Below are 20,631 nucleotides of genomic sequence, written 5' to 3' on the forward strand. Positions count from 1 at the left end.
CCCCCGCCCCCGCGTAACGTTGGCACGTGCGACGGCACCGAGGGGAATCCGCACGCCGGACCCCGAGTTGCACGAGAAGCACCAACCACGAGCACGCCCGCACGACGAACAGGAGCACCACCATGGCCACCGACTGGATCGCGATGCAGGCCCTCGCGGCAGCCGAGTTCGGCCGCCGCGTCGCCGCCGTCACCGACTGGGACGCCCCCACCCCCGACTCCGAGTGGACCACCCGCGACCTCGTCGCCCACGTCGTCGACGAGCAGCGCTGGATCCCGAAGCTCCTGACCGGGTGCGACTACGCCCAGGCCCAGGCCGACCTCGAGCCGATCGGCGACGACCTGGTGGCCGAGTGGCACCGGTTCGCCACCGCGGCCACCGACGCCTGGCGGAACGCCCCGCAGGACACCCCCGTGCACCTCAGCACCGACGTCGTGCCCGCCGCGCAGTACCTCACCGAGCAGACGAGCGACATCACGATCCACACGTGGGACCTCGCCCGGGCGACCGGCACCGAGGAGTCCCTGCCCGACGAGCTCGTCCGCGCCGTGTGGGAGTACTTCGAGCCGCAGATCGAGGACCTCGCCGCCACCGGCCTGTACGCACCCCCGGTCGACGTCACCGAGGACACCCCGCTCCAGATCCGCCTGCTCGCCGTCACAGGCCGCGATGCCAGAGTGGCAGCATGACCACCGACACGAAGCGCCTCGGCAACTCGGGGCTCGAGATCAGCAGCGTCGTCCTCGGCATGATGTCGTACGGCGACCCGGACCGGGGCTCGCACGCCTGGAGCGTCGGCATCGACGAGGCCCGCCCGTTCGTCCGCCGGGCGTTCGAGGCCGGCATCACGACCTTCGACACCGCGAACGTCTACTCGGACGGCAGCAGCGAGGAGATCACCGGCACGCTCCTCGCCGAGCTGGCTCCGCGCGAGGACGTCCAGGTCTTCACGAAGGTCTTCAACCGGATGCGGCCCGGCCGGAACGGCGCCGGGCTGTCCCGCGCGGCGATCATGCACGAGATCGACGCGTCCCTGACCCGCCTGGGCACGGACTACGTCGACCTGTACCAGATCCACCGCTTCGACCCGGTGACGCCGATCGAGGAGACCATGGAGGCCCTCCACGACGTCGTCAAGGCCGGCAAGGCCCGCTACATCGGCGCGAGCAGCATGTGGGCGTGGCAGTTCGCCGAGATGCAGCACACCGCGGAGCGCCACGGCTGGACGAAGTTCGTGAGCATGCAGGACCAGTACAACCTGCTCGAACGCGAGGAGGAGCGCGAGATGCTCCCCTTCTGCGAGCACACCGGCGTCGGCGTGATCCCGTGGAGCCCCCTCGCCCGCGGCCGCGTCACCCGCCCCTGGGACGCCTCCGGTTCGGGCTCACGCGCGCAGACCGACGAGTTCGGCAAGACCCTCTACAAGCAGGACGAGGACGCCAACCGCGCGATCGTCGACGCGGTCGAGGCCGTCGCCACGGAGCGCGGCGTCCCGATGGCGCAGGTCGCCCTGGCCTGGGTCGCCGGCAAGCCCGCGGTCTCCGCGCCCATCGTCGGCGCGACGAAGGAGCACCACATCGACGACGCGGTCGCAGCCGCCTCGCTGACGCTCACCGACGACGAGGTCACGCGACTCGAGTCCGCCTACACGCCCCGGGTGCCGTCGGGTTTCTGAGGCCCCCACGAGCGGACGGGAGGCACGGTGCCAGCTGGCACCGTGCCTCCCGTCAGTCACGTGGTCGCGGTGACCGCCGTGCTCAGGCGACCGCGCTGCCGTCGGCGCGCTGCAGGCGCGCGATGCGCCGCCGCGCGGCCCGTTCGGAACCGGTCTGGTCATCGAGCACCGCACCGATCCCGTCGAGCACGAGCTTCGTGGTGCGGACCACCGGCAGCTCGACCGGGCCGACGATCGGCGCACGGAGGCCGAGGAGCGAGCGGTGCCGCGGGTCGAGCGTGGACACCGCTCCCTGGAACACGGCGCGGTAGCCGGGCCGCAGCAGACGGGAGAGCGGCGGGTCCTTGATGAACCGGACGACGTCGCGGGTGCGCGAGTCGACCAGGAGTTCGCCGCGGTCGAGGTATCCGTTCATCTGGGCACGGAGCTCCGCCTCGGACTCGGGCGGGTCGACGATGCGCATGAGCCGCCCGGCTTCGGCCCACTCGCGGACGTAGGCGTCGGCGCCGCCGGGGATCGGGCCTCCCCAGCGCTGGGCGGCGCGGAGGAACGCGTCGGTGAACGCGAGGTGCACCCAGCGCGCCAGGTCTGGGTCGTTCGCCGCGTAGGGGCGGGCGGTGCCGTGCGCGTCGACGTACTGCCCGCGGACCCGCTCGTGCAGCCGGAGCACCCAGTCGCTGCCGCTGCGGGCGGTCTGCCGGTCGCCGTACGTGACGGTGGCGATCCACCGACTGGTGCCCGCCAGGCGACCGAACGGGTCCTCGCGGTACCGGGAGTGGTCGGCGACGCCGGCGAGCGCGCCGGGGTGCAGCGCCTGGACGAGCAGTGCCCGCACGCCGGCGACGATGCCGTGGCTCCCGCCGTGCACCGCCCACGTGGCGGAGCCCGGACCGAAGAAGCCCGCGTCGGTGCCGTGTTCCAGGTCGTCCATCCAGGCTTCCGTGCCGGTCGAACCACCCGTGAACGTCTGGTTGAGGCGGGACCGGAAGACGTCGGAGACAGTGGACATGTCGTCATGTTCCGTCCGTCACCTGGGCGCGGGGGTGGCATCGCGCAAAGTGGCCCTCCCAGCGTGCACGGGGGTGGCCCACTAGGTTGGGTCGGGTGAGCATCGACACGCCTCGTCCCTGGCTTGCCTCGTACGCCCCGGGGGTCCCGCACGACATCGAGGAACAGAGTGGTTCCCTGTACGACCTGGTCGAGCAGTCGGCCCGGAAGTTCCCCAGGCAGGTCGCCCTCGAGTTCTTCAAGCGCACCACGAGCTACGCCGACCTCGAGGAGCAGATCCTCCGCGCGGCGAACGGCCTGCGGAAGCTCGGCGTGGGCGCGGGTGACCGCGTCGCCATCGTCCTGCCGAACTGCCCGCAGCACATCGTGGCGTTCTACGCGGTGCTGCGTCTCGGCGCGATCGTGGTCGAGCACAACCCGCTGTACACGCCGCGGGAGCTCCGCCACCAGTTCGAGGACCACGGCGCCAAGGTCGCCATCGCGTGGGACAAGTCCGTCGCGACGCTGCAGGACTTCCCGGCCGACGTGCACCTCGACGCGATCGTCTCGGTCGACATCACCCGGGCCATGCCCCGGAGCACCCGACTCGCCCTGTCGCTGCCGGTCGCGAAGGCCCGCGAGTCCCGCGCGAAGCTGACGGCGAAGGTCCGCGGCACGGTCAAGTGGGACGACCTCGCCGACACCCGCAAGCTGTCGAAGCGGCACCCGCGGCCGGACACCGACGACGTCGCACTGATCCAGTACACGTCCGGCACCACCGGGACGCCGAAGGGCGCGGTGCTGAGCCACCGGAACCTGCTGGCGAACGCCGCGCAGGCCCGGGCGTGGGTGCCGCAGATCCGCCGCGGCGACAACGTCGTGTACGCGGTGCTGCCGATGTTCCACGCCTACGGCCTGACCCTCTGCCTGACCTTCGCGATGAGCATGGCCTCGCGGCTCGTGCTCTTCCCCGCGTTCGATCCCGCCCTCGTCCTGACGGCGATCAAGCGCCACCCGCCGACGTTCCTGCCGGCCGTGCCGCCGATCTACGCCCGACTGCAGCACGCGGCCGACTCGGCGAAGGTGTCGCTCAAGGGCATCGAGATCGGCATCTCCGGCGCCATGCCGCTGTCGCAGGACATCGTCGAACCGTGGGAGGCCCGGACCGACGGCTACCTGGTCGAGGGTTACGGCCTGTCCGAGTGCTCCCCAGTCCTGATGGCGAACCCGGTCTCCCCGGAGCGCCGACTCGGGTCGATCGGCCTGCCGCTGTCCTCCACCGAGGCGCGCGTGGTCGACCCCGACGACGACACGACCGTGCTCGGCATCGACGAGCCCGGCGAACTGCAGGTCCGCGGCCCCCAGGTGTTCCGCGGCTACTGGGGCAAGGCCGAGGCCACCGACGAGGTCTTCACGCCCGACGGCTGGTTCCGCACCGGCGACATCGTGGCCATCGACGGCGACGGGTACGTCCGGATCGTCGACCGCCTCAAGGAACTCATCATCACCGGCGGCTTCAACGTGTCGCCGTCCGAGGTCGAGGACACCCTGCTGAAGCACCCCAGCGTCAAGGAGGTCGCGGTCGTCGGCATCACGCAGGGCGGCAACGAGCAGGTCGTCGCCGCGGTCGTGCCGAAGGACCCCTCGACGTTCGACGGGGCCGCGCTCCGGGCCTGGTCGCGCGAGCACCTGGCGGCGTACAAGGTGCCGCGCCGGGTCGTCGTGGTCGAAGACCTGCCGCGGTCGATGATCGGCAAGGTGCTGCGGCGGAAGGTGCGGGACCAGATCCTGGACGGCTGACCGGCGGCCCCGGGTCGGCGCCGGTCCGGCTGACGCGGGCGCCGCTGCTGGTCACCGGGTGCGCCGCCGCTGGTCAGCGGGCGCGCCGCGCGGGCAGCGCCAGCACGGACAGCCCGGCCACCACCAGCACGATACCGGCCCATCCGCCGGTCCCCAGGCGCTCCCCCACCACGAGCACCGCGAGCACCGCGGCCACGACGGGCTCGAGCAACGACAGCAGCGTCGCGACCGACGCCGTCACCGTCCGGAGGCCGAGCGCGTACAGCGAGTGCCCGATCACCGTCGGCACCAGCGCCAGGTAGAGGAACACCGGCCAGTTGCCGGCGTCGGTCAGGAACGGCCCGCCCGCCACCACGGCGAGCACGACGAGCGGCACCGCGGCCACCCCGAACACCGCGCCGACGAGGCCGCGTTCGTTCGGCCCGCGGGCAGCTCGCGCGGCCGCGACCCCGACGTCCCCGCCGACCGGCATGTTGTCGGACTCCGCGCGACCGACGGCGATCGGCATCCGGCTCGTCGCGGCGTGCATCCCCCGCGCCACCGCCCACGAGTACAGCGCGTACGTCAGACCGGCGACCAGGGCGCTGCCGACGCCGACCGCGAGTGACCGCCCGCCACCGTCGTGCTCGGAGCGCGCGAGGGTGACGACGACCATGCCGACCACGCTCACCAGGGTGGCGACGACCCACCGCCGGGTGACGCGCCTCCGGTCGGCGACCCACTCGACCAGGCCGGCGAAGACGGGCGACGAGCCGATGGCCAGGGTCGTGCCGAGCGCGACCCCGGCGTCAGCGAGGGCCGCGTAGAACGCGACCGCGTAGACCACGAGCGATGCGGCCCCGAGCAGTGCCCAGCCGCGAGTCCGGCGCTGCGTGACGGCACGCAGCGTGCCCCGACCAGCGGTCGCGGCGAGCACGAGTCCGCCGAGCCCGAAGGTCACCGCACCGAACACGAACGCCGGCACACCGGGCGCGAAGTGCGTCGCGGTCCCGGTGGTGCCCCAGACAGCCGCGGCGACCGCGATCGCCGCCAGGCCGCCGACGGGCCTGGAGGCACGCCCCGCGCCCGGTCCGTGGCTCACGAGACGTGGACGCTCGGCCGTCGGTTCACTTCGGGTTCCGCTTCGCGCAGGACCTCGCGCGTGACGGGGGCGACGTCGCCGGCACCGGTGAACACGAAGCGCAGTGCGTTGCGGATGGGGCTGCCCTCGTTCCACTCGAAGTAGATGCTCGGCACCACCCCGGCGAGGTCGCGGATGGCGAGGAGCGTCGACGCGATGGTGTTCGGGACGTTGCCGGAGCGGACCTTGAGCACGCGGAACCCGTGGATGACGTGGCCTTCGACCACCAGGTCCTCTTCGAAGTCGGAGGAGTCGGCGGGCAGGACCTCGAGGAACATCGTCGGCACGCGGGCCGGGATGCCGGAGTCGCGGCGTTCCTCGCGCCCCTTCGCCCGGTACGCCTCGGCCGTGCCGGCGCCGGGTTCGTTCGCGATGATGCAGACGGAGCTGAACTGGTCGGCGTCGGCCTCGACGAACCGGCGGGCGGTCGCGTCGAGCTCGATCGACGACGCCCGGAGCTCGAACGAACGCCGCACGCGCGAGATGAGCGACACCACGACGATCGCGATGATGAAGATCGCCGCGATCCGCACGCCGTCGGGCCGCTCGATCACGTTGGCGACGGTGGTGTAGACGAACACGACCGAGATCACGCCGAACGCGATGGTGCGCTTGCGCTGCTGCTTGCGGCGCGCGGACAGCGTCACCGCGACCGCGGCGCTCGTGATGAGCACGAGCACGCCGGTGGCGTAGGCGCCGCCCTGCGCGTCGACGTCGGCCTGGAAGATGATCGTGATGACGAACGCGATGAGCGTGAAGATGATCACGAGCGGACGCACCGCACGCGCCCACTGCGGTGCCATGCCGTAGCGCGGCAGGAACCGCGGCACCAGGTTGAGGAGCCCCGCCATCGCACTCGCGCCGGCGAACCACAGGATGGCGACGGTCGAGAAGTCGTAGATCGACCCGAACACGCCGCCCATGTACTCGTGCGCCAGGTACGCCAGGGCGCGCCCGTTCGCACCGCCGCCGGGCTGGAACTCGCGCTGCGGGATGAGGAACGTCGTCACGATCGACGACGTGATGAGGAACGAGCTCATGATGAGCGCCGCGACGGTCAGCAGGCGCTTGGTGCCACGGATCCGGCCCTCGGGTCGGTCGCTGGTGTCGTCGGTGGCGTCGCCGCGGACCTGTGGCATCACCGCGACACCGGTCTCGAACCCGGAGAGCCCGAGCGCGAGCTTCGGGAACACGATCAGGGCGATGCCGACCATCACGAGCGGGTTGCTGTGCTGCGCCGTCAGCCCGGACCACCAGTCACTCGCCACCATCGGGTTCTCGAACACGTGCCAGAGGGCGACGATGATGACGACGGCGTTCAGGGCGAGGAACACCGCGACGAGGCCGACCGCGATGCCGATGGCCTCCTTGAACCCGCGCAGGAACACGATGCCGAGCAGGAGCAGCAGCGCCAGGGTGAGCGGCACCGGGATCTCGGTGAACCAGTGCGGCGTGTACGGGTTCTCGGCGATGTGCGCCGTGGCGTCGGCCGCCGACAGGGTCATCGTGATCATGAAGTCCGTCACGGCGAACCCGAGCAGCACCAGCACGAGCAGCTTGCCCGCCCACCACGGCAGGAGCTTCTCGAGCATCATGATCGACCCGGCGCCCCGGAAGCTGTCGTGGGCGATCCGGCGGTAGACCGGCAGCGCGCCGAACAGCGTGACGAGCACGAGGACGATCGTCGCGATCGGCGACAGCAGACCCGCGGCGAGCGCAGCGATGGCGGGCTGGTACCCGAGGGTGGAGAAGTAGTCGACGCCGGTCAGGCACATGACCCGCCACCACGGGTGGGTCTTCTCGACCTCGACCTGGTGCGGGCCCTGGTGGGAGGCACCCTGGTCAGCCCCGTGCAGCATCCACCGGCGCAGGCGGGTGCTGCGGTCGAGGGGCTGCTCGGTGGCGTCGCGCTGGGCGGCCCGCTCGGCGTCTGTCGCGGTCACGTGGATGATGCTAAGCCGTCCGGGTGACCCCCGTGCACACCTGGACAGCCCTGTGCACGGAGCGGTCGGACTACCGCCGTGTGCGGGACAGGGCCGCCACGATCCCCGCCACGACCAGCAGCACGCCGGCGGCGATGCAGGCGGCCAACAGCAGGGTCGTGGTGTCCACTGAGAACATCGGCAGCGCACTCACGGCCATCGCTCCGGCGAACACGAGGAGCAGCACACCCCAGAGGATCGTGCCGAAGCGTGCACCGTTGCGTCGTGGCCGCGTGGTGGGCCCGTCCGGAGCCACCGGGGAGGCCACCGGTGCAGTCGCCGCGTCGTTGGTCGTTCCGTCGTTCGTCATCGTCCCGTTCCTCACTCGCCGACCGTGATCGCCCGCGGCACGTCGACGCCGCCGCCGAGGATCCACAGGTGCACCGTCGTCATCTCGTCCGCATCGGCCGTGCGTGCCGCACGGTTCTCGAGCGTGGTGGTCCGGAGCACCCCACCGGTGCCGTCGTCGTCGCCCCCGCCGGTGTCGACCCCGTAGCCGACACCGCTCACCTCGACGCGCACCGGCAGGTCGGTCGGCAGCAGCACCTCGGCTCCGCCGGCACCCAGCCAGAGGTTCACGTCGCCCCCGACCGCCGACGGTTCGAGCTCGCGGAGGTCCAGCGTCGGACCGCCGGCCAGCATCGCGAAGTTCCGTTCGGTCCCCGGGGCGGCCCGTTCCACCTGCCACGTGGTGCCGCCGATCAGCGAGACCTGGGTGCCGGCAGGCAGGACCCCGGTGACCACCAGGGCCACCGCTGCGACCGTCGAGAACAGTCCGAGCACGTCGTCATCGCGGCCGCGGATCCCGGCGACGATCGTGGCGATCGCCAGCACCGCGAGCGCGGCAGCGATCCCGAGGACCGGGACGGACCACCCGGCCTGCTGCGCCCAGAACGCGACCCCGGCTCCGGCGACGAGTGCGAGTCCGAGGGACACGGCGACGTACGCCGCCCCGGGTCGCCGCTCCACCCGCTCGGCCCGCCGTTCGGCCGCCCGCTCGCGTTCGGCGCGCATCCGCTCCTCGTGCTGCCGTCGCCGGTCCTCGGGGCTCGCGGGTGCACCCCACTGCCAGGAGGCCCGTCCCGCGTCCGTCGCGCCGGTCGCCGCCGCGGTCCACGCGTTCCGGGCGGGGTGCGGCTCCTCGGGGCTGGTCCAGAAGTCGCCCCGCGGTGCACCGCTCGGGTCGTTGCCGGTGCCGGTGCCGGTGCCGGTGCCGCTGCCCGCTGTCCGATCGCCGTCCACCCCGCGTCGGGCCAGGACCACGATGAGCCAGACGATCCCGCCGACGAGCACGATGCTCCACGCGGTGGCCAGGGTCGCCTCGAGCCATCCGGGCATCCCCCAGGCGTCCGGGGCCCCCTGCCACCAGAGGCCGCGGGCGGCGGGCACGAAGGTGAGCGCCACGAAGGCGCCGATCGCGATGAGTGCCGGGTCGAGGACCCCGCGGATCATCCGTTCGACGTGGATGCGTCCGGCGGCGTCGGGCAGCAGTGCCCAGCCGACGGCGTAGGCGAGGAGGACCGGCCCGCCCAGCAGCGCGACGACGATCGTCACGCCGCGGACCACGAGCGGGTCGAGCCCGGTTCGGCGGGCGACGGCACCGCACACGCCGGCGAGCCAGCGGTCGTCGGTGCGCGCGATGCCGAGGCCGCGGACCCAGTCGAAGAACCGGGTCGTCGAGTCGGCGCTGCCGGCGGCGGTGCCGGGAGCGGAGTCGTGCTGGTGATCGGTCATGGCCACCAGCATCCCGGCAGTGCTCCGCCGACACCATCGGGGTTCCCCCTGACCGGTCCCTGATCCCGGCCCCGGAACCTGCTGCGACCGCCGTCCGGGTGCCAGGATTGCCCCATGGCCACCGCGACGATGACGCGCCCGACCCCCAGGGTCGTCGGCGGTGTCTGCAGCGGGTTCGCGGCGCACACCGGGCTGCCGGTCGGGGCCGTCCGGCTCGCCACCGCGGTCCTGGTGGTCTGCGGTGGCGCCGGGCTGCTGCTCTACGCCTGGCTCTGGGCGACCGTGCCGAGCGCCGCCGCCGGGGCAGCCGCCGGACGTGCACCGCTCAAGTCCGTGCTGACCCCGGCCGCCGTCGTCGACCAGGACGAGACCACCGCGTCCGCCCGGCGGGCCCCGGTCGTCGAGATCCTGCTCGGCCTGGCCCTGCTCGCCGCCGCCGGCGCGGTGGTCGCAGCGCGGATGGGGGTGGCCGTCCCCCTCGAGGTCATCGTCCCCGGCGTCGTGGTCGTCACCGGCGCCGCACTCGCCTGGCGGCAGTTCGACGCACTCCGCAACGTCCGCACGGCCGGGTCCTCCGCCCTCGTGGTCCGGGCGCTCGGGGCCCTGGTGCTCGTCGTGCTCGGCATCCTGCTGTTCTTCACGACGAGCAGCCGCCCGAACGTCTGGACCGTGCTCACCGCCGCGGTGGCCGTCCTGGTCGGGGTCGCCGTCGTGGTCGCCCCGTGGGTGGTCCGGCTCGTCCGCGACCTCGCCGAGGAACGCGCCGCCCGCGTCCGCGACCTCGAGCGCGCCGAGTTCGCGGCACACCTGCACGACTCGGTGCTGCAGACCCTCGCCCTCATCCAGCAGAAGGCCGAGCCGGGTTCGGACGCGGCGCGGTTGGCGCGGGCGCAGGAGCGCGAGCTGCGGTCCTGGCTCTTCACCGAACAGGCGGAACCGGCGCGCGACCTCGGCACGCAGCTGCGGGACGCCGCCGTGGACATCGAGGCCGAGTACCCCGCCCGCATCGAGGTCATCGCGGTCGGGCCCGCCCGCAGCGACCTGCCGGACGGGCTCGTCGCCGCCGCCCGCGAAGCGATGCTCAACGCCGCCCGCCACGCCGGTGGGACCGTGAGCGTGTACGCCGAGACCGCCGGCGACCGGGTCGAGCTCAGCATCCGCGACCGCGGCCCGGGGTTCGACGTCGACGCGGTGCCCGCGGGCCGGTACGGCGTCCGCGAGTCGATCGTCGGCCGGATGCAGCGCCTCGGCGGCCACGCGACCATCGCGCCGGGGCCGGGCCGCACCGGCACCGAGGTCCGGCTGACCCTGCCGCTCGCACCCGCGGCCCACGACGAGGAGCACGCATGACCGAGCCCGCCCCGTTGACCGTCGCGATCGTCGACGACCACTCCATCTTCCGAGCCGGCGTGCGCGCCGGGCTGCCACCGGGCCTCCAGGTCGTGGGTGAGGCGGCGACCGTCGACGAAGCCGTGACGCTTGTCGCGGCCACCCGCCCGCGGGTCGTCCTGCTCGACGTGCACCTGCCGGGCGGCGCCGGCGGCGGCGGCGCCGAGGTCATCACGCGGTCCGCACCGGAGAACCCGGACACCCGGTTCCTCGCGTTGAGCGTGTCGGACGCCGCCGACGACGTCGTCCGGGTCATCCGGGCCGGCGCCCGCGGGTACATCACGAAGAGCTCGTCGAGTGCCGAGGTCGCCGAGGCCGTGGCCCGCGTGGCGGACGGTGACGCGGTGTTCTCGCCGCGCCTGGCCGGTTTCGTGCTCGACGCGTTCGGAGCGGTTAGCGGCGAGACCGCGCAGCACGACGCCGAGCTGGACCGCCTGTCCGCGCGCGAGCAGGAGGTCATGCGGCTCATCGCGCGCGGGTACGCCTACAAGGAGGTCGCGACGGAGCTGTTCATCTCGGTGAAGACCGTCGAGACGCACGTGTCGAAGGTCCTGCGGAAGCTCCAGCTGTCGAACCGGCACGAGCTGACCGCGTGGGCGCTGCAGCGCAAGCTGCTCTGATCACTTCGCGCTGATGCGGGTGTACTTGTTGACCGCCCACGGCACGAAGACCACGAGCATCACGGCGATCCCGATCAGGACGGTCAGTACGGGGTGCTGCATCGTCCAGATGTCGGGCACCGGGGCGGACCCGACGTTGCCGAACAGTTCGCGCGCGGCCTGCACGAGCGACGACACCGGGTTCCACTCCGCGAACACGCGCAGCACCAGCGGCAGGGTGTCGCTCGGCACGAACGCGTTCGAGATGAACGTCAGCGGGAACAGGATCATGAACGAGGCGTTGTTGATGACCTCCGGCGTCTTGACGCTCATGCCGAGCAGCGCCATGACCCAGCTGAACGCGTAGCTGAACAGCAGCAGCAGGGCGATGCCGGCCAGGAACTCGAGCGGCGACGAGTTCACCCGCCACCCGACCGCCAGGCCGGTGAGCATCATGATCGCCATCGAGATCGAGTTCAGGACGAGGTCGGAGTTCGTGCGCCCCACCAGCACGGCGGACGCCGACATCGGCAGCGTCCGGAACCGGTCGATCAGCCCCTCCTTCAGGTCCTGCGCCATCGCCGACCCGGAGAACGTCGCACCGAACACCACGGTCTGCGCGAAGATCCCCGCCATCAGGAACTGCGTGTAGTCGGTCCCCTGCACCTGGATGGCGCCGCCGTAGACCTGGCTGAACAGCAGCACGAACATGATCGGCTGCAGCACGGCGAACACGAGCATGTCCGGCGACCGCTTGAGCTTGATGAGGTTCCGCTTGGTGACGGTCCAGCCGTCCTCGACCCAGACGGCGAGCGGCGAGGTGACGACGACGGGCAGCTGGCGGCCCGGCGCGAGGGACGTGGTGGTCATCGTGCCGTCTCCTTCTGCTTGGTGGCCGCGGGCTCGTCGGCGTCGTCGTCCGTCGCGGCGTGTCCGGTCAGGCGGAGGAAGACGTCGTCGAGGGTCGGGCGTCGCATGCCGGCGTCGTGGAGTTCGATGCCGGCCTCGCCGAGGTCGGCGAGCACGCGCTGCAGGGCGGCCGGACCGGCCTCCACCGCGATGGCACGGGTGCGGCCGTCGCCCGAGGTCTCGACCTCGCCGACCCCGTAGCGGCGCAGCACCGTGGTCGCCGCGTCGCCGTCGGCCTCGTCGACCAGGGTCACGACCACGCGGTGCCCGCCGACCTGCGCCTTGAGCTGGTCCGCGGTGCCCTCGGCGATGACGGCCCCGTCGTCGATGACCGCGATGTCGTCGGCCAGCCGATCGGCTTCTTCCAGGTACTGGGTGGTGAGGAGCACCGTCGCGCCCTCGGCCACGAGGTCCTCGATGATGCCCCAGAGCGCCAGACGGCTCCGGGGGTCGAGGCCCGTCGTCGGTTCGTCGAGGAACAGCACGCGCGGGTTCATCACCAGCGCCCCGGCGAGGTCGATGCGGCGCCGCATGCCGCCGGAGAAGCCCTTCACCGGGCGGTCCCCCGCCTCGGACAGGTCGAAGATGTCGATGAGCTCCCGGGCACGATCGCGCGCTGTCCGGCGGCCGAGGTGGTAGAGCCGCCCGATCATCTCGAGGTTCTCGAACCCGGTCAGGTTCTCGTCGACCGCCGCGTACTGCCCGGACACACCGATGGACCGGCGGGTGGCCTGCGGGTCGGCGATCACGTCGATGCCGTCGATCGTCGCGGTGCCCGAGTCGGGCGTGATGAGGGTGGTCAGCACCTTCACCACCGTGGTCTTGCCCGCTCCGTTCGGCCCGAGCAGCGCCTTCACGGTGCCCTGCGGCACGGAGAGGTCGAGTCCGGCCAGCGCGTGCACCGGCCCGGACTTCGACTTGTAGGTCTTGGTCAGCCCGGAGGCTTCGATGATGGCCATGTCGCTCCTTCGTCGGACACGGTGGGTACCCGGGGGTCCGGTGGAGCGACGGACGTCACTCAGACGTCGAAGTCACCACCACCGAAGTCGCTGAAGCCACCGCCGAAGTCGGATCCGCTGTCGCCCCAGCCCGCATTGTCGAAGCCGCCGCCGTCGGATGCGCCGCCGTCGGACGCCCCGGCATCACCGGATTCAGCACCAGTGTCCTCCGAACCACCGTCACCCGCAGCGTCGGTACCGCCATCGAACGATCCGGGGTCGGGCAGGAAGGCGCTCATGATCGCCGAACCGATGACGTAGCCGGCCACGGTCCCGAGGATCGAGGCGCCGATCATGCTGCCGAACGACGGACCGCCGCGCTGGCCGCCGAAGCGTCCGCCGCCACCGACGCCGCCGAGCGAGCGCTCCATGAAGCCTGGCTGGCGGATCTCGGAGCGGGTCGCCGACTGGGCCAGCGAGCGGGGGTCGTCGCCACGGGGCGCCTCACCGGGAGGCGCGGTCCGGGTGAACTCGTCGTAGACCATGCGCCGCTGCTCGTCGGTCAGCTTGGCGAAGGCCTCGGCGTGGACCTCTTCGATGCGCTCCGGCGGTGCCGTGCGGAGCAGGTAGCGGTAGCGCTCGACCGCACGCTCGTCGTCGGTCGTCGCACCCTGCTGCTGCGTCGGTGCACCGCCCCACTGCGGGACGCCGTACTGGTCGCCTCCGCCTTGCGGCGCGGGCTGCTGGTACGACTGCTGGCCGTACCGGTAGCCCTGCTGCTGCGGCGGCTGCCCCCACTGGTTCTGCTGTGCGTCGGCGGATCGGTCTCGCTCCGGACGTCCGAGCAGGCGGTCGAGGAATCCCATGGTCGATGCTCCTTCAGGTGCACGGTGAGCCCGGTCGGACCCGTCGTGGACTGCAACACTACGAACCCCCGGCGTCGGCTGACTGAGCGCCCGCTCAGAGTCGGCCGGGAGGCGCGTGCCGGGCTGGCACCGCGCCCCCGGTCCGCACCGTGCGCACCTGCGCGCCCCGTGCGCGGTTCCCAGCCCCGTGCGCGCTTGCAGCGCCGCACCCAGCGGCCAACCCCGCACCGCATCGCCGACCCCGCACCGTGCGCACCATCCACCGGCCGGGAGGCGCGTGCCGGGCTGGCACCGCGCCTCCAGTCCGCACCGTGCGCACCTGCGCACCCCGTGCGCGGTTCCCAGCCCCGTGCGCGCTTGCAGCGCCGCACCCGGCAGCCAACCCCGCACCGCATCGCCGACCCCGCACCGAATCGCAGACACCGCACCGTGCGCACCTGCACACCCCGTGCACGGTTCCCAGCCCCGTGCGCGCTTGCAGCGCCGCACCCAGCAGCCAACCCCGCACCGGATCGCAGACCCAGCACCGTGCCCACCACCCACCGGCCGGGAGGCGCGTGCCGGGCTGGCACCGCGCCTCCAGCCCGCACCGTGCGCACCTCCGCACCCCGTGCGCCGTTCCCAGCCCCGTGCGCGCTTGCAGCGCCGCACCCGGCAGTCAACCCCGCACCGGATCGCAGGCCCCGCACCGTGCGCCGCGGCTCAACCGTGCGCCGCGTGGCTCACCCTGCGGCGAGCGCCGCCGTCCACACCGCGTGCAGTTCGTCCGCGGCCCCCGGGTGTGCCACGAGGAACGGCTCCCCCACGGGTGGGAAGCCCTCGACGGGGCCGGATCGCGTCAGCACGACGCCCCCGGCCTCGTGCACGAGCAGCACCGCGGCACCGTGGTCGACCGGGTTGAACGCCGAGACGCAGCCGCCGATCCCCCGCCCGGCCGCGACCTGGGCGATCGTCAACGTGCCCGATCCCTGCACCCGGAGCGTGCACGACCGGTCGGCCAGGGCGTCGAGGAACGCCCCGAACCCCGGCCACGGGCGGTGTCCGTCGAGCTCGGTGCCGACGACGGCACCGGCGAGCGGCCGGGGTGTGTCGTCGAGCCGGAGCTGGCGGTCGCGCAGCGTGGCGCCGCGGCCACGTCGGGCCTCGAGCACCTCGCCGCGCCAGGGGTCCGCGACGACGCCGACGAGCGGACGGCCGCCACGGGTCAGGCAGAGCGACATCGAGGTCCAGGGCACGCCGTTGGCCAGGTTGGTGGTGCCGTCGACGGGGTCGAGGAACCAGCGGTGCCGGTCGCCGGGGGCCTCGCCGTACTCCTCGCCGGTGAACCCGTGCGTCGGGAACACCATCCGCACGCGGGAGCGGACGTGCTGCTCCACCAGGCGGTCGACGTCGGTGACCAGGTCGGCGGGGTTCGCCTTGGTGTGGACCTCGCTGACCGGGTGCTCGCGCGTGTAGGCGATGACCTCGTGGGCGATGCGGTGGGCCAGGGCCTGGGCGCGCGAGGCGACCTCGGTCTCGGTGGGCTCGCGGTCGCGCTCGGGCCAGCCGTCGCGCTCGGCCGCCGACAGGGCTGCTCCGATGGACCCGACGTCGTTCGTGGTGATCGAGTCGACACCGAGCCGGGCTGCCCAGATGGCGGGCTCGACGTCGTCGATGGTCCAGACGGCGACGCGCAGGCCCAGGGCGTGCGCGACCTCGACCGTGCGCGGGGTGAGGAACGCGACGTCGAGGTTGAGCGTCGACGGCGCGAGCGCCTCGAGGTCCGCGGCGACGGGCGGGTCGAGCGACTCCCACGCCAGCCAGACGTCGGCGTCGGACAGCACGGAGCGGACGGCCGTCATCGCCGCCGGTGCTCCGCACCAGGCCACCGCGGTGGAACCGGTGAAGCCCGCCACGGTGCGGGCGGCGACCAGGGCGTCCTCGGCGTCGGTCAGGTCGACGAGCAGGGTCGACCTGCAGCCGTCGAGGCGTTCGAGCGCGCCGTCGAGCCGCGGGATCCGGTCGAGGCCGTTGCCGAGCCGGGCGACGTCGCACCAGTCGACGTCGGACACCCGGCGGGCGTCGCCCCACATCCGGCCGAGGGTCTCGTCGTGCAGCAGGACGGCGACGCCGTCAGCGGTGCGGCGGACGTCGACCTCGATGACCTCGGCGCCGAGCGCCTCGGCGACCGCGATGGCGGGCAGGGTGTTCTCACGCCGGACGCGCGGCGCGCCGCGGTGGGCGACGAGGCGTGGCGGACGCACGCCGGGCCTCCCGTCCGCGCCGGTCGAGACCACACGGTCGACCGCAGACGCAGACGCAACCGCAACCGAAGCCGCCGCAGCCGAGACCGTCGACGTCGGCACCCCCGCGCTCATCGGGCGACCTCGAGCAGCACGCCGTCGCGGTGGACGAGCACTTCACCCAGGCGCACCCCGGTCTCGGTGCCGACCGCCGGCGGTGGCCCGGTGACGTAGGCGCGGAGCTCCGCGCCGTCGGTGCTGAGCACGACCTCGGCGAAGTGCCCCCGCATGAGTACCCGCGCGACCGTCGCACGGATCGGCGAGTCGTCGGTGAGCGCGACCTGCTCGGGGCGGACCAGCACCGTGTCGGCCGCCGTCGGGCTGACCGAGGTGCCGGCGAGGAACCGTCCGGTGACGACGCTCGTCGACCCGATGAACGACGCCACGAAGCTCGTGGCTGGGCGGGCGTAGAGCTCGGTCGGGGTCGCGATCTGCTCGATGCGGCCGTCGTGCATCACGGCGATCCGGTCCGAGATGCTGAGCGCTTCGTCCTGGTCGTGCGTCACGATCACGGTCGTGATGCCGAGCCGCTGCTGGATGCGGCGGATCTCGTCGCGGACGCTCACGCGGAGCTTCGCATCGAGGTTCGACAGCGGCTCGTCGAGGAGCAGGACGTCCGGCTCCTGCACGATGGCGCGGGCCAGGGCCACGCGCTGCTGCTCACCGCCCGAGATCGCGGTCGGCTTCGAGCCGGCGTGGTGGCTCAGGCCGACGAGCTCGAGCGCGTCGCGCACCCGCTCGGCGACCCGCGCCTTCGGCACCCGTCGGGTCCGCAGTGGGAACGCGACGTTCTGCGTCACCGTCATGTGCGGCCAGAGCGCGTAGTTCTGGAACACCATCGCGCTCGGCCGGCGCTCCGGACCGAGCGACGTGACGTCGCGGTCCCCCATGGTCACGACGCCGCCGTCGGCGGGCAGGAACCCCGCCACCATCCGGAGCGTCGTGGTCTTGCCGCAGCCGGACGGCCCCAGGAGCGAGACGAGCTCGCCCTTCGCGACGTCGAGGTCGATGCCGGCGACGACGTCGCGTCCGCCGAGCGTCTTGCGCAGTCCGCGGATGGTGAGGCCGCCGGATCGGGTCCGGTCCGTCGTGCTGCCGTCGGCCTGGAGGCCCGGTGCGCGTTCCGCGACGAGCGTTGCGTCCGTCATCTGGTCGCCTTTCGTGCTGGTGTGGGTCATCGGTGTCGGTCCGGGTGTCTGTCCGGGTGTCGGCCCGGTCGGTCGCGGCCGGGTCATCGGATCTGGAAGCCGTCCGCCAGTCGGCCGCCCATGATGTGCTTCCGGGCGAGCAGCAGCAGGACCACGGACGGGATGCTCAGCGCGATCGCGAACACCGCCGAGACCTGGCGCGGGGAGTTCAGGACGAGCGAGTACATCGCCGTCGGCATCGTCATGTACGTCGGGGCGCCGACCAGGTACGTGCCCTGCGCCTCGTCGAAGGACGCCAGGAACGACATCACCATCGCGACGAGGATCCCGGGCCAGGCGATCGGGAACGTCACCTTCCAGAAGGTGCGCCAGCGGCTGGCCCCGGCGTCGCGGGCGGCTTCCTCGAGGGACCGCGGCACGGCCGAGAACGCTGCGGCGGGCAGCCAGGTCATGAACACGACGCAGCCCAGGACGTGCACGATCAGGATGCCGGTGACCGTGTTCATGAGGTTCAGCGCGGTGAACATCGCCGACATCGTGACGAAGAGGCCCATCTTCGGGAACGCGTTCGTCGCGAACAGCCCGACGAGCACGAGGCGCCGCCCCGGGAACTCGATGCGGCTGATCGCCCACGCGGCGGGCAGGCAGACCACCGCGGCGATGAGGACCGTGAGCGGGGCGAGGACGAGCGAGTTCTGCACCGCGACGGCCAGGCTGCGGTCCTCGAACACGGTGCCCCACCACTGCAGGGTCCAGCCGTCGGGCAGCAGGTTCGGGTAGGTCCACGTCGTGGCGAAGGCCCGGGCCGCCAGCCAGACGAGCGGCCCGAGGATGAACACGGCCAGCACGATCGCCGTCGCCCAGACGAGGGCGTTGCCGGTCAGACGCTTGATCACTGCTGCTCCTGACGCTTCTCGTCGAGCTCGCCCGCGTTCGAGCGGACCGTCGAGCGGAGGTAGAAGACGCTCGCGGCCGCGGCGAACGCGAACACGATGAACGCCATCGCCGTCGACTGCTGCGGACGGTTGTAGGCCTGGAAGTACTTCGAGATGTCGACGCCGAGCATCGTCGGCGCGTTCGGACCGGTGAAGTACGGCACGGTGAACGAACCGAGCACCCCGATCACGGTGAACGTCGTCGCGATGACGAGCGGGGTCGCGGCCATCGGCAGGAGCACCTGCCAGACGACGCGCCAGGTGCTCGCCCCGGCGTCCTTCGCGGCCTCGACCAGGGCGTCCGGGGTGCCCTGCAGCGCCCCGGCGATCATGAGCACCGCGAACGGCAGGCTGGTCCAGACGCTGCCGAACACCACGGCGACGAGAGTGTAGCCCCACACCGGGACGTCGAGGCCGAACTGCGCACCGAGGCTCCGGAGGAACCCCTGCGCGTCGGTGAAGGTCAGGATCGACCAGCTCGCGATGACCACCGGCACGAAGATCGGCACCACGGCCAGGACACTGAGGGTCTTGCCGAGGAAGCCTCCGCGGAGCCGCAGGATCACCGCGACGACGACGGCAAGCCCCACGGTCAGGCCCGTCGACAGCGCGGTGACCCCGAGCGTCGCGACCAGGTCGCGCAGGAACGTGGCGTTGCCGAGCAGGGTCGCGTAGACCGCGAACGAGAAGCCGCGCACGGTGTCGCCACCGATGTCGGCGAGCGCCTGGTTCAGGCCGCCCGTGAACCCGAGGCTGAACAGGGCGGCGTTCACCACCGGGACGCCGACGAACAGGACGACGACCAGGACCGGGGCTGCGACGAGGGCGAGGCCCTGCCACCGCCGGCGGCTGGCCAGCCGCTCCTGCGCCGTGCGCCCGCTGGCGGGGTGCGCCGGGCCCTGTGCGTGGGGCGGGACGGGCGGGAGGCCCGCCCGTCCCGCTGAGCGGCGGCGCGCCAGCGACGCGCGGGACGCGCCGAGCGAGCCTGCGAGCTCGGAGTCGCCACGGGCCTCCCGGCCGGTTGCCGGGCCGTCCTGGACGGTCTGGGTCACTGCGGGACCTTCGCGTCCCACGCCGCGTTCATGTCGGCGGCGAAGTCGCTCTGGAACCCGAGGCGGAGCTGCGAGGGGTTCGCGTCGGCGAACTGCTCGGCGACCGACTTCGGCACGTTGTCGAGCGGGATCACCGGGTAGCCGGAGACGGCGCTCGCCACGAGCTGCTGCCCCTTCGCGCTGAGCACGAAGTCGGCGAGCTTCTCGGCTGCCGCCTTCTTGGCCTTCGGCTCGGTCTTGGGGATGCCGAGGAAGCTCGCGCTGCCCGTGAACGACGGGTCGTCGATCTGCACGGCCTTGACGGTCTTCGGGATGATGCCGGTCTTCTGCGAGGTGATGAACTGGTCGCTCCAGACCGGGGCCATCGCGATCTGGCCGCTGCCGAGCAACTGCACGACCTGGTCGTTGCCGTTCGGGTAGACGCCCTTCTGGTACGTCGACGGACCGAGGTCCTTCAGGGCCGCGAAGCCCTTGTCCCACTTCGACTCGAGCGACTTGTCGTACTTCGTCTGCATCGTCTCCTGCTCGGCGGGCGTCAGGTACTTCGCGAGCACCGTGGCCACGAACGAGCCACCCGAACCGCCGGACGACGGGGAGTTGTAGGCGAACTCGCCCGGGTTGGCCTTGATCCAGGCGAGCAGGTCGTCGAGGGTCTTCGGCGGGTCCGTGACCTTCTTCGCGTCGTACGCCAGCAGCACGCTCGAGGCGCGGTACGGGATGGCGCTGTCGCCGCCCTGCTGCTTCGTGGCGTCCGGGACGTCCTTCAGGTTCGGGATCGTGCTGTCGCTGACCGGTGCCATCAGCCCGGCCTTGCCGGCGGTGGTGACGAAGCCGGCGTCGACGAGGTCGTACGCGACGGACTTGCCGGCCTTGACCGCGGTGGCGAGGTTCGCCTGGGTCTGGGCGTCGTGCTCGCCGTGCAGGTCGATGCTCGTGCTGACGTGGATCTTCGGGTTCGCCTTCTCGAAGGCGGGGATGAGCGACTTGTCCCAGAGGTCCTGGACGTTGGTGTCGCCGCTGATGAACACGGTGAGGTCGGTGGTGCCGTCGGTGTCGGAGGCGTTCGAGGCGTTGGCGCTCTGGACGCAGCCGGAGAGTGCGACGGTCGCGGCTGCCGCGATGGCGAGGCCGGCGAGGACTCGGGTCTTCACGTGGGTTCTCCCTGTTCCGTGGTGCGTGGGGTGTGCGGGGGTGGGGCGTGCGGGTGTGCGGGTG

18 protein-coding genes are annotated in these 20,631 nt (G+C 72.4%); 5 read left to right on the top strand and 13 right to left on the bottom strand.

The features are described 5' to 3' along the window. Positions 1 to 122: 122 nt before the first annotated feature. Both DEI98_RS17975 and DEI98_RS17980 read left to right on the top strand, forming a co-directional pair. Positions 123 to 689: a TIGR03086 family metal-binding protein gene (locus DEI98_RS17975; RefSeq protein WP_111101525.1), complete on the top strand. Its 567-nt coding sequence runs from the start codon at positions 123 to 125 to the stop codon at positions 687 to 689. Beyond that, a complete protein-coding gene (locus tag DEI98_RS17980) occupies positions 686 to 1,675 on the top strand; it encodes an aldo/keto reductase (protein WP_110864493.1) in 990 nt (329 codons plus the stop codon). The genes DEI98_RS17975 and DEI98_RS17980 overlap by 4 nt, the downstream gene beginning before the upstream one ends. A gap of 82 nt (positions 1,676 to 1,757) precedes the next feature. Here DEI98_RS17980 and DEI98_RS17985 read toward each other — a convergent pair whose 3' ends face one another. Continuing rightward, positions 1,758 to 2,684, bottom strand: a complete 927-nt coding sequence (locus DEI98_RS17985; RefSeq protein ID WP_071405489.1) for an oxygenase MpaB family protein — start codon at positions 2,682 to 2,684, stop codon at positions 1,758 to 1,760. Positions 2,685 to 2,779: 95 nt separating this feature from the next. Here DEI98_RS17985 and DEI98_RS17990 point away from each other — a divergent pair, with 95 nt between their 5' ends. Continuing rightward, entirely contained in the window at positions 2,780 to 4,462 is a 1,683-nt protein-coding gene (locus tag DEI98_RS17990; protein WP_111101526.1) for a long-chain-fatty-acid--CoA ligase, read from the top strand. A 73-nt stretch (positions 4,463 to 4,535) separates the two neighbouring features. Here DEI98_RS17990 and DEI98_RS17995 read toward each other — a convergent pair whose 3' ends face one another. The 4 genes from DEI98_RS17995 to DEI98_RS18010 form a co-directional block, all read right to left on the bottom strand. Next, positions 4,536 to 5,543 carry a DMT family transporter gene (locus tag DEI98_RS17995; RefSeq protein WP_220037093.1) on the bottom strand — a complete coding sequence of 336 codons (1,008 nt, stop codon included), beginning with the start codon at positions 5,541 to 5,543 and terminating at the stop codon, positions 4,536 to 4,538. Next, positions 5,540 to 7,441: an amino acid transporter gene (locus DEI98_RS18000; protein ID WP_258370939.1), complete on the bottom strand. Its 1,902-nt coding sequence runs from the start codon at positions 7,439 to 7,441 to the stop codon at positions 5,540 to 5,542. The genes DEI98_RS17995 and DEI98_RS18000 overlap by 4 nt, the downstream gene beginning before the upstream one ends. A 154-nt stretch (positions 7,442 to 7,595) precedes the next feature. Beyond that, positions 7,596 to 7,874 carry a hypothetical protein gene (locus DEI98_RS18005; protein WP_111101528.1) on the bottom strand — a complete coding sequence of 93 codons (279 nt, stop codon included), beginning with the start codon at positions 7,872 to 7,874 and terminating at the stop codon, positions 7,596 to 7,598. Positions 7,875 to 7,885: 11 nt separating this feature from the next. Next, positions 7,886 to 9,298, bottom strand: a complete 1,413-nt coding sequence (locus DEI98_RS18010) for a PspC domain-containing protein (RefSeq protein WP_181438087.1) — start codon at positions 9,296 to 9,298, stop codon at positions 7,886 to 7,888. Between the two features lie 114 nt (positions 9,299 to 9,412). Between DEI98_RS18010 and DEI98_RS18015 the strand changes: the two genes are divergently transcribed. Both DEI98_RS18015 and DEI98_RS18020 read left to right on the top strand, forming a co-directional pair. Further along, complete coding sequence (locus tag DEI98_RS18015; RefSeq protein WP_111101530.1) at positions 9,413 to 10,648, top strand: ATP-binding protein; 1,236 nt, start codon at positions 9,413 to 9,415, stop codon at positions 10,646 to 10,648. After that, positions 10,645 to 11,307 (top strand): response regulator transcription factor, encoded by a 663-nt coding sequence (locus DEI98_RS18020; RefSeq protein WP_110862716.1) that lies wholly within the window; start codon positions 10,645 to 10,647, stop codon positions 11,305 to 11,307. The genes DEI98_RS18015 and DEI98_RS18020 overlap by 4 nt, the downstream gene beginning before the upstream one ends. Here DEI98_RS18020 and DEI98_RS18025 read toward each other — a convergent pair whose 3' ends face one another. The 8 genes from DEI98_RS18025 to DEI98_RS18060 form a co-directional block, all read right to left on the bottom strand. Then, positions 11,308 to 12,156, bottom strand: coding sequence for an ABC transporter permease (locus tag DEI98_RS18025; RefSeq protein ID WP_051596514.1), 849 nt, complete (start codon positions 12,154 to 12,156; stop codon positions 11,308 to 11,310). Continuing rightward, the gene (locus DEI98_RS18030) at positions 12,153 to 13,154 is read right to left on the bottom strand and encodes an ATP-binding cassette domain-containing protein (protein ID WP_111101531.1); all 1,002 of its coding nucleotides are present in this window, start codon (positions 13,152 to 13,154) and stop codon (positions 12,153 to 12,155) included. The genes DEI98_RS18025 and DEI98_RS18030 overlap by 4 nt, the downstream gene beginning before the upstream one ends. Positions 13,155 to 13,213: 59 nt before the next feature. Next, positions 13,214 to 13,999: a hypothetical protein gene (locus DEI98_RS18035; protein ID WP_258370720.1), complete on the bottom strand. Its 786-nt coding sequence runs from the start codon at positions 13,997 to 13,999 to the stop codon at positions 13,214 to 13,216. Between the two features lie 722 nt (positions 14,000 to 14,721). Further along, a complete protein-coding gene (locus DEI98_RS18040; RefSeq protein ID WP_181438088.1) occupies positions 14,722 to 16,242 on the bottom strand; it encodes an inositol monophosphatase family protein in 1,521 nt (506 codons plus the stop codon). A gap of 110 nt (positions 16,243 to 16,352) precedes the next feature. Beyond that, on the bottom strand, positions 16,353 to 17,429 hold the full coding sequence (locus tag DEI98_RS18045; protein ID WP_228513241.1) for an ABC transporter ATP-binding protein: 1,077 nt from the start codon (positions 17,427 to 17,429) through the stop codon (positions 16,353 to 16,355). Between the two features lie 83 nt (positions 17,430 to 17,512). Beyond that, on the bottom strand, positions 17,513 to 18,325 hold the full coding sequence (locus tag DEI98_RS18050) for an ABC transporter permease (RefSeq protein WP_017886992.1): 813 nt from the start codon (positions 18,323 to 18,325) through the stop codon (positions 17,513 to 17,515). Further along, the gene (locus tag DEI98_RS18055) at positions 18,322 to 19,416 is read right to left on the bottom strand and encodes an ABC transporter permease (RefSeq protein ID WP_110864482.1); all 1,095 of its coding nucleotides are present in this window, start codon (positions 19,414 to 19,416) and stop codon (positions 18,322 to 18,324) included. The genes DEI98_RS18050 and DEI98_RS18055 overlap by 4 nt, the downstream gene beginning before the upstream one ends. Beyond that, positions 19,413 to 20,567: an extracellular solute-binding protein gene (locus tag DEI98_RS18060; RefSeq protein ID WP_111101533.1), complete on the bottom strand. Its 1,155-nt coding sequence runs from the start codon at positions 20,565 to 20,567 to the stop codon at positions 19,413 to 19,415. The genes DEI98_RS18055 and DEI98_RS18060 overlap by 4 nt, the downstream gene beginning before the upstream one ends. Positions 20,568 to 20,631 lie beyond the last annotated feature (64 nt).

The sequence above is a fragment of the Curtobacterium sp. MCLR17_034 genome (genome assembly GCF_003234485.1).
Lineage (GTDB): Bacteria > Actinomycetota > Actinomycetes > Actinomycetales > Microbacteriaceae > Curtobacterium > Curtobacterium flaccumfaciens.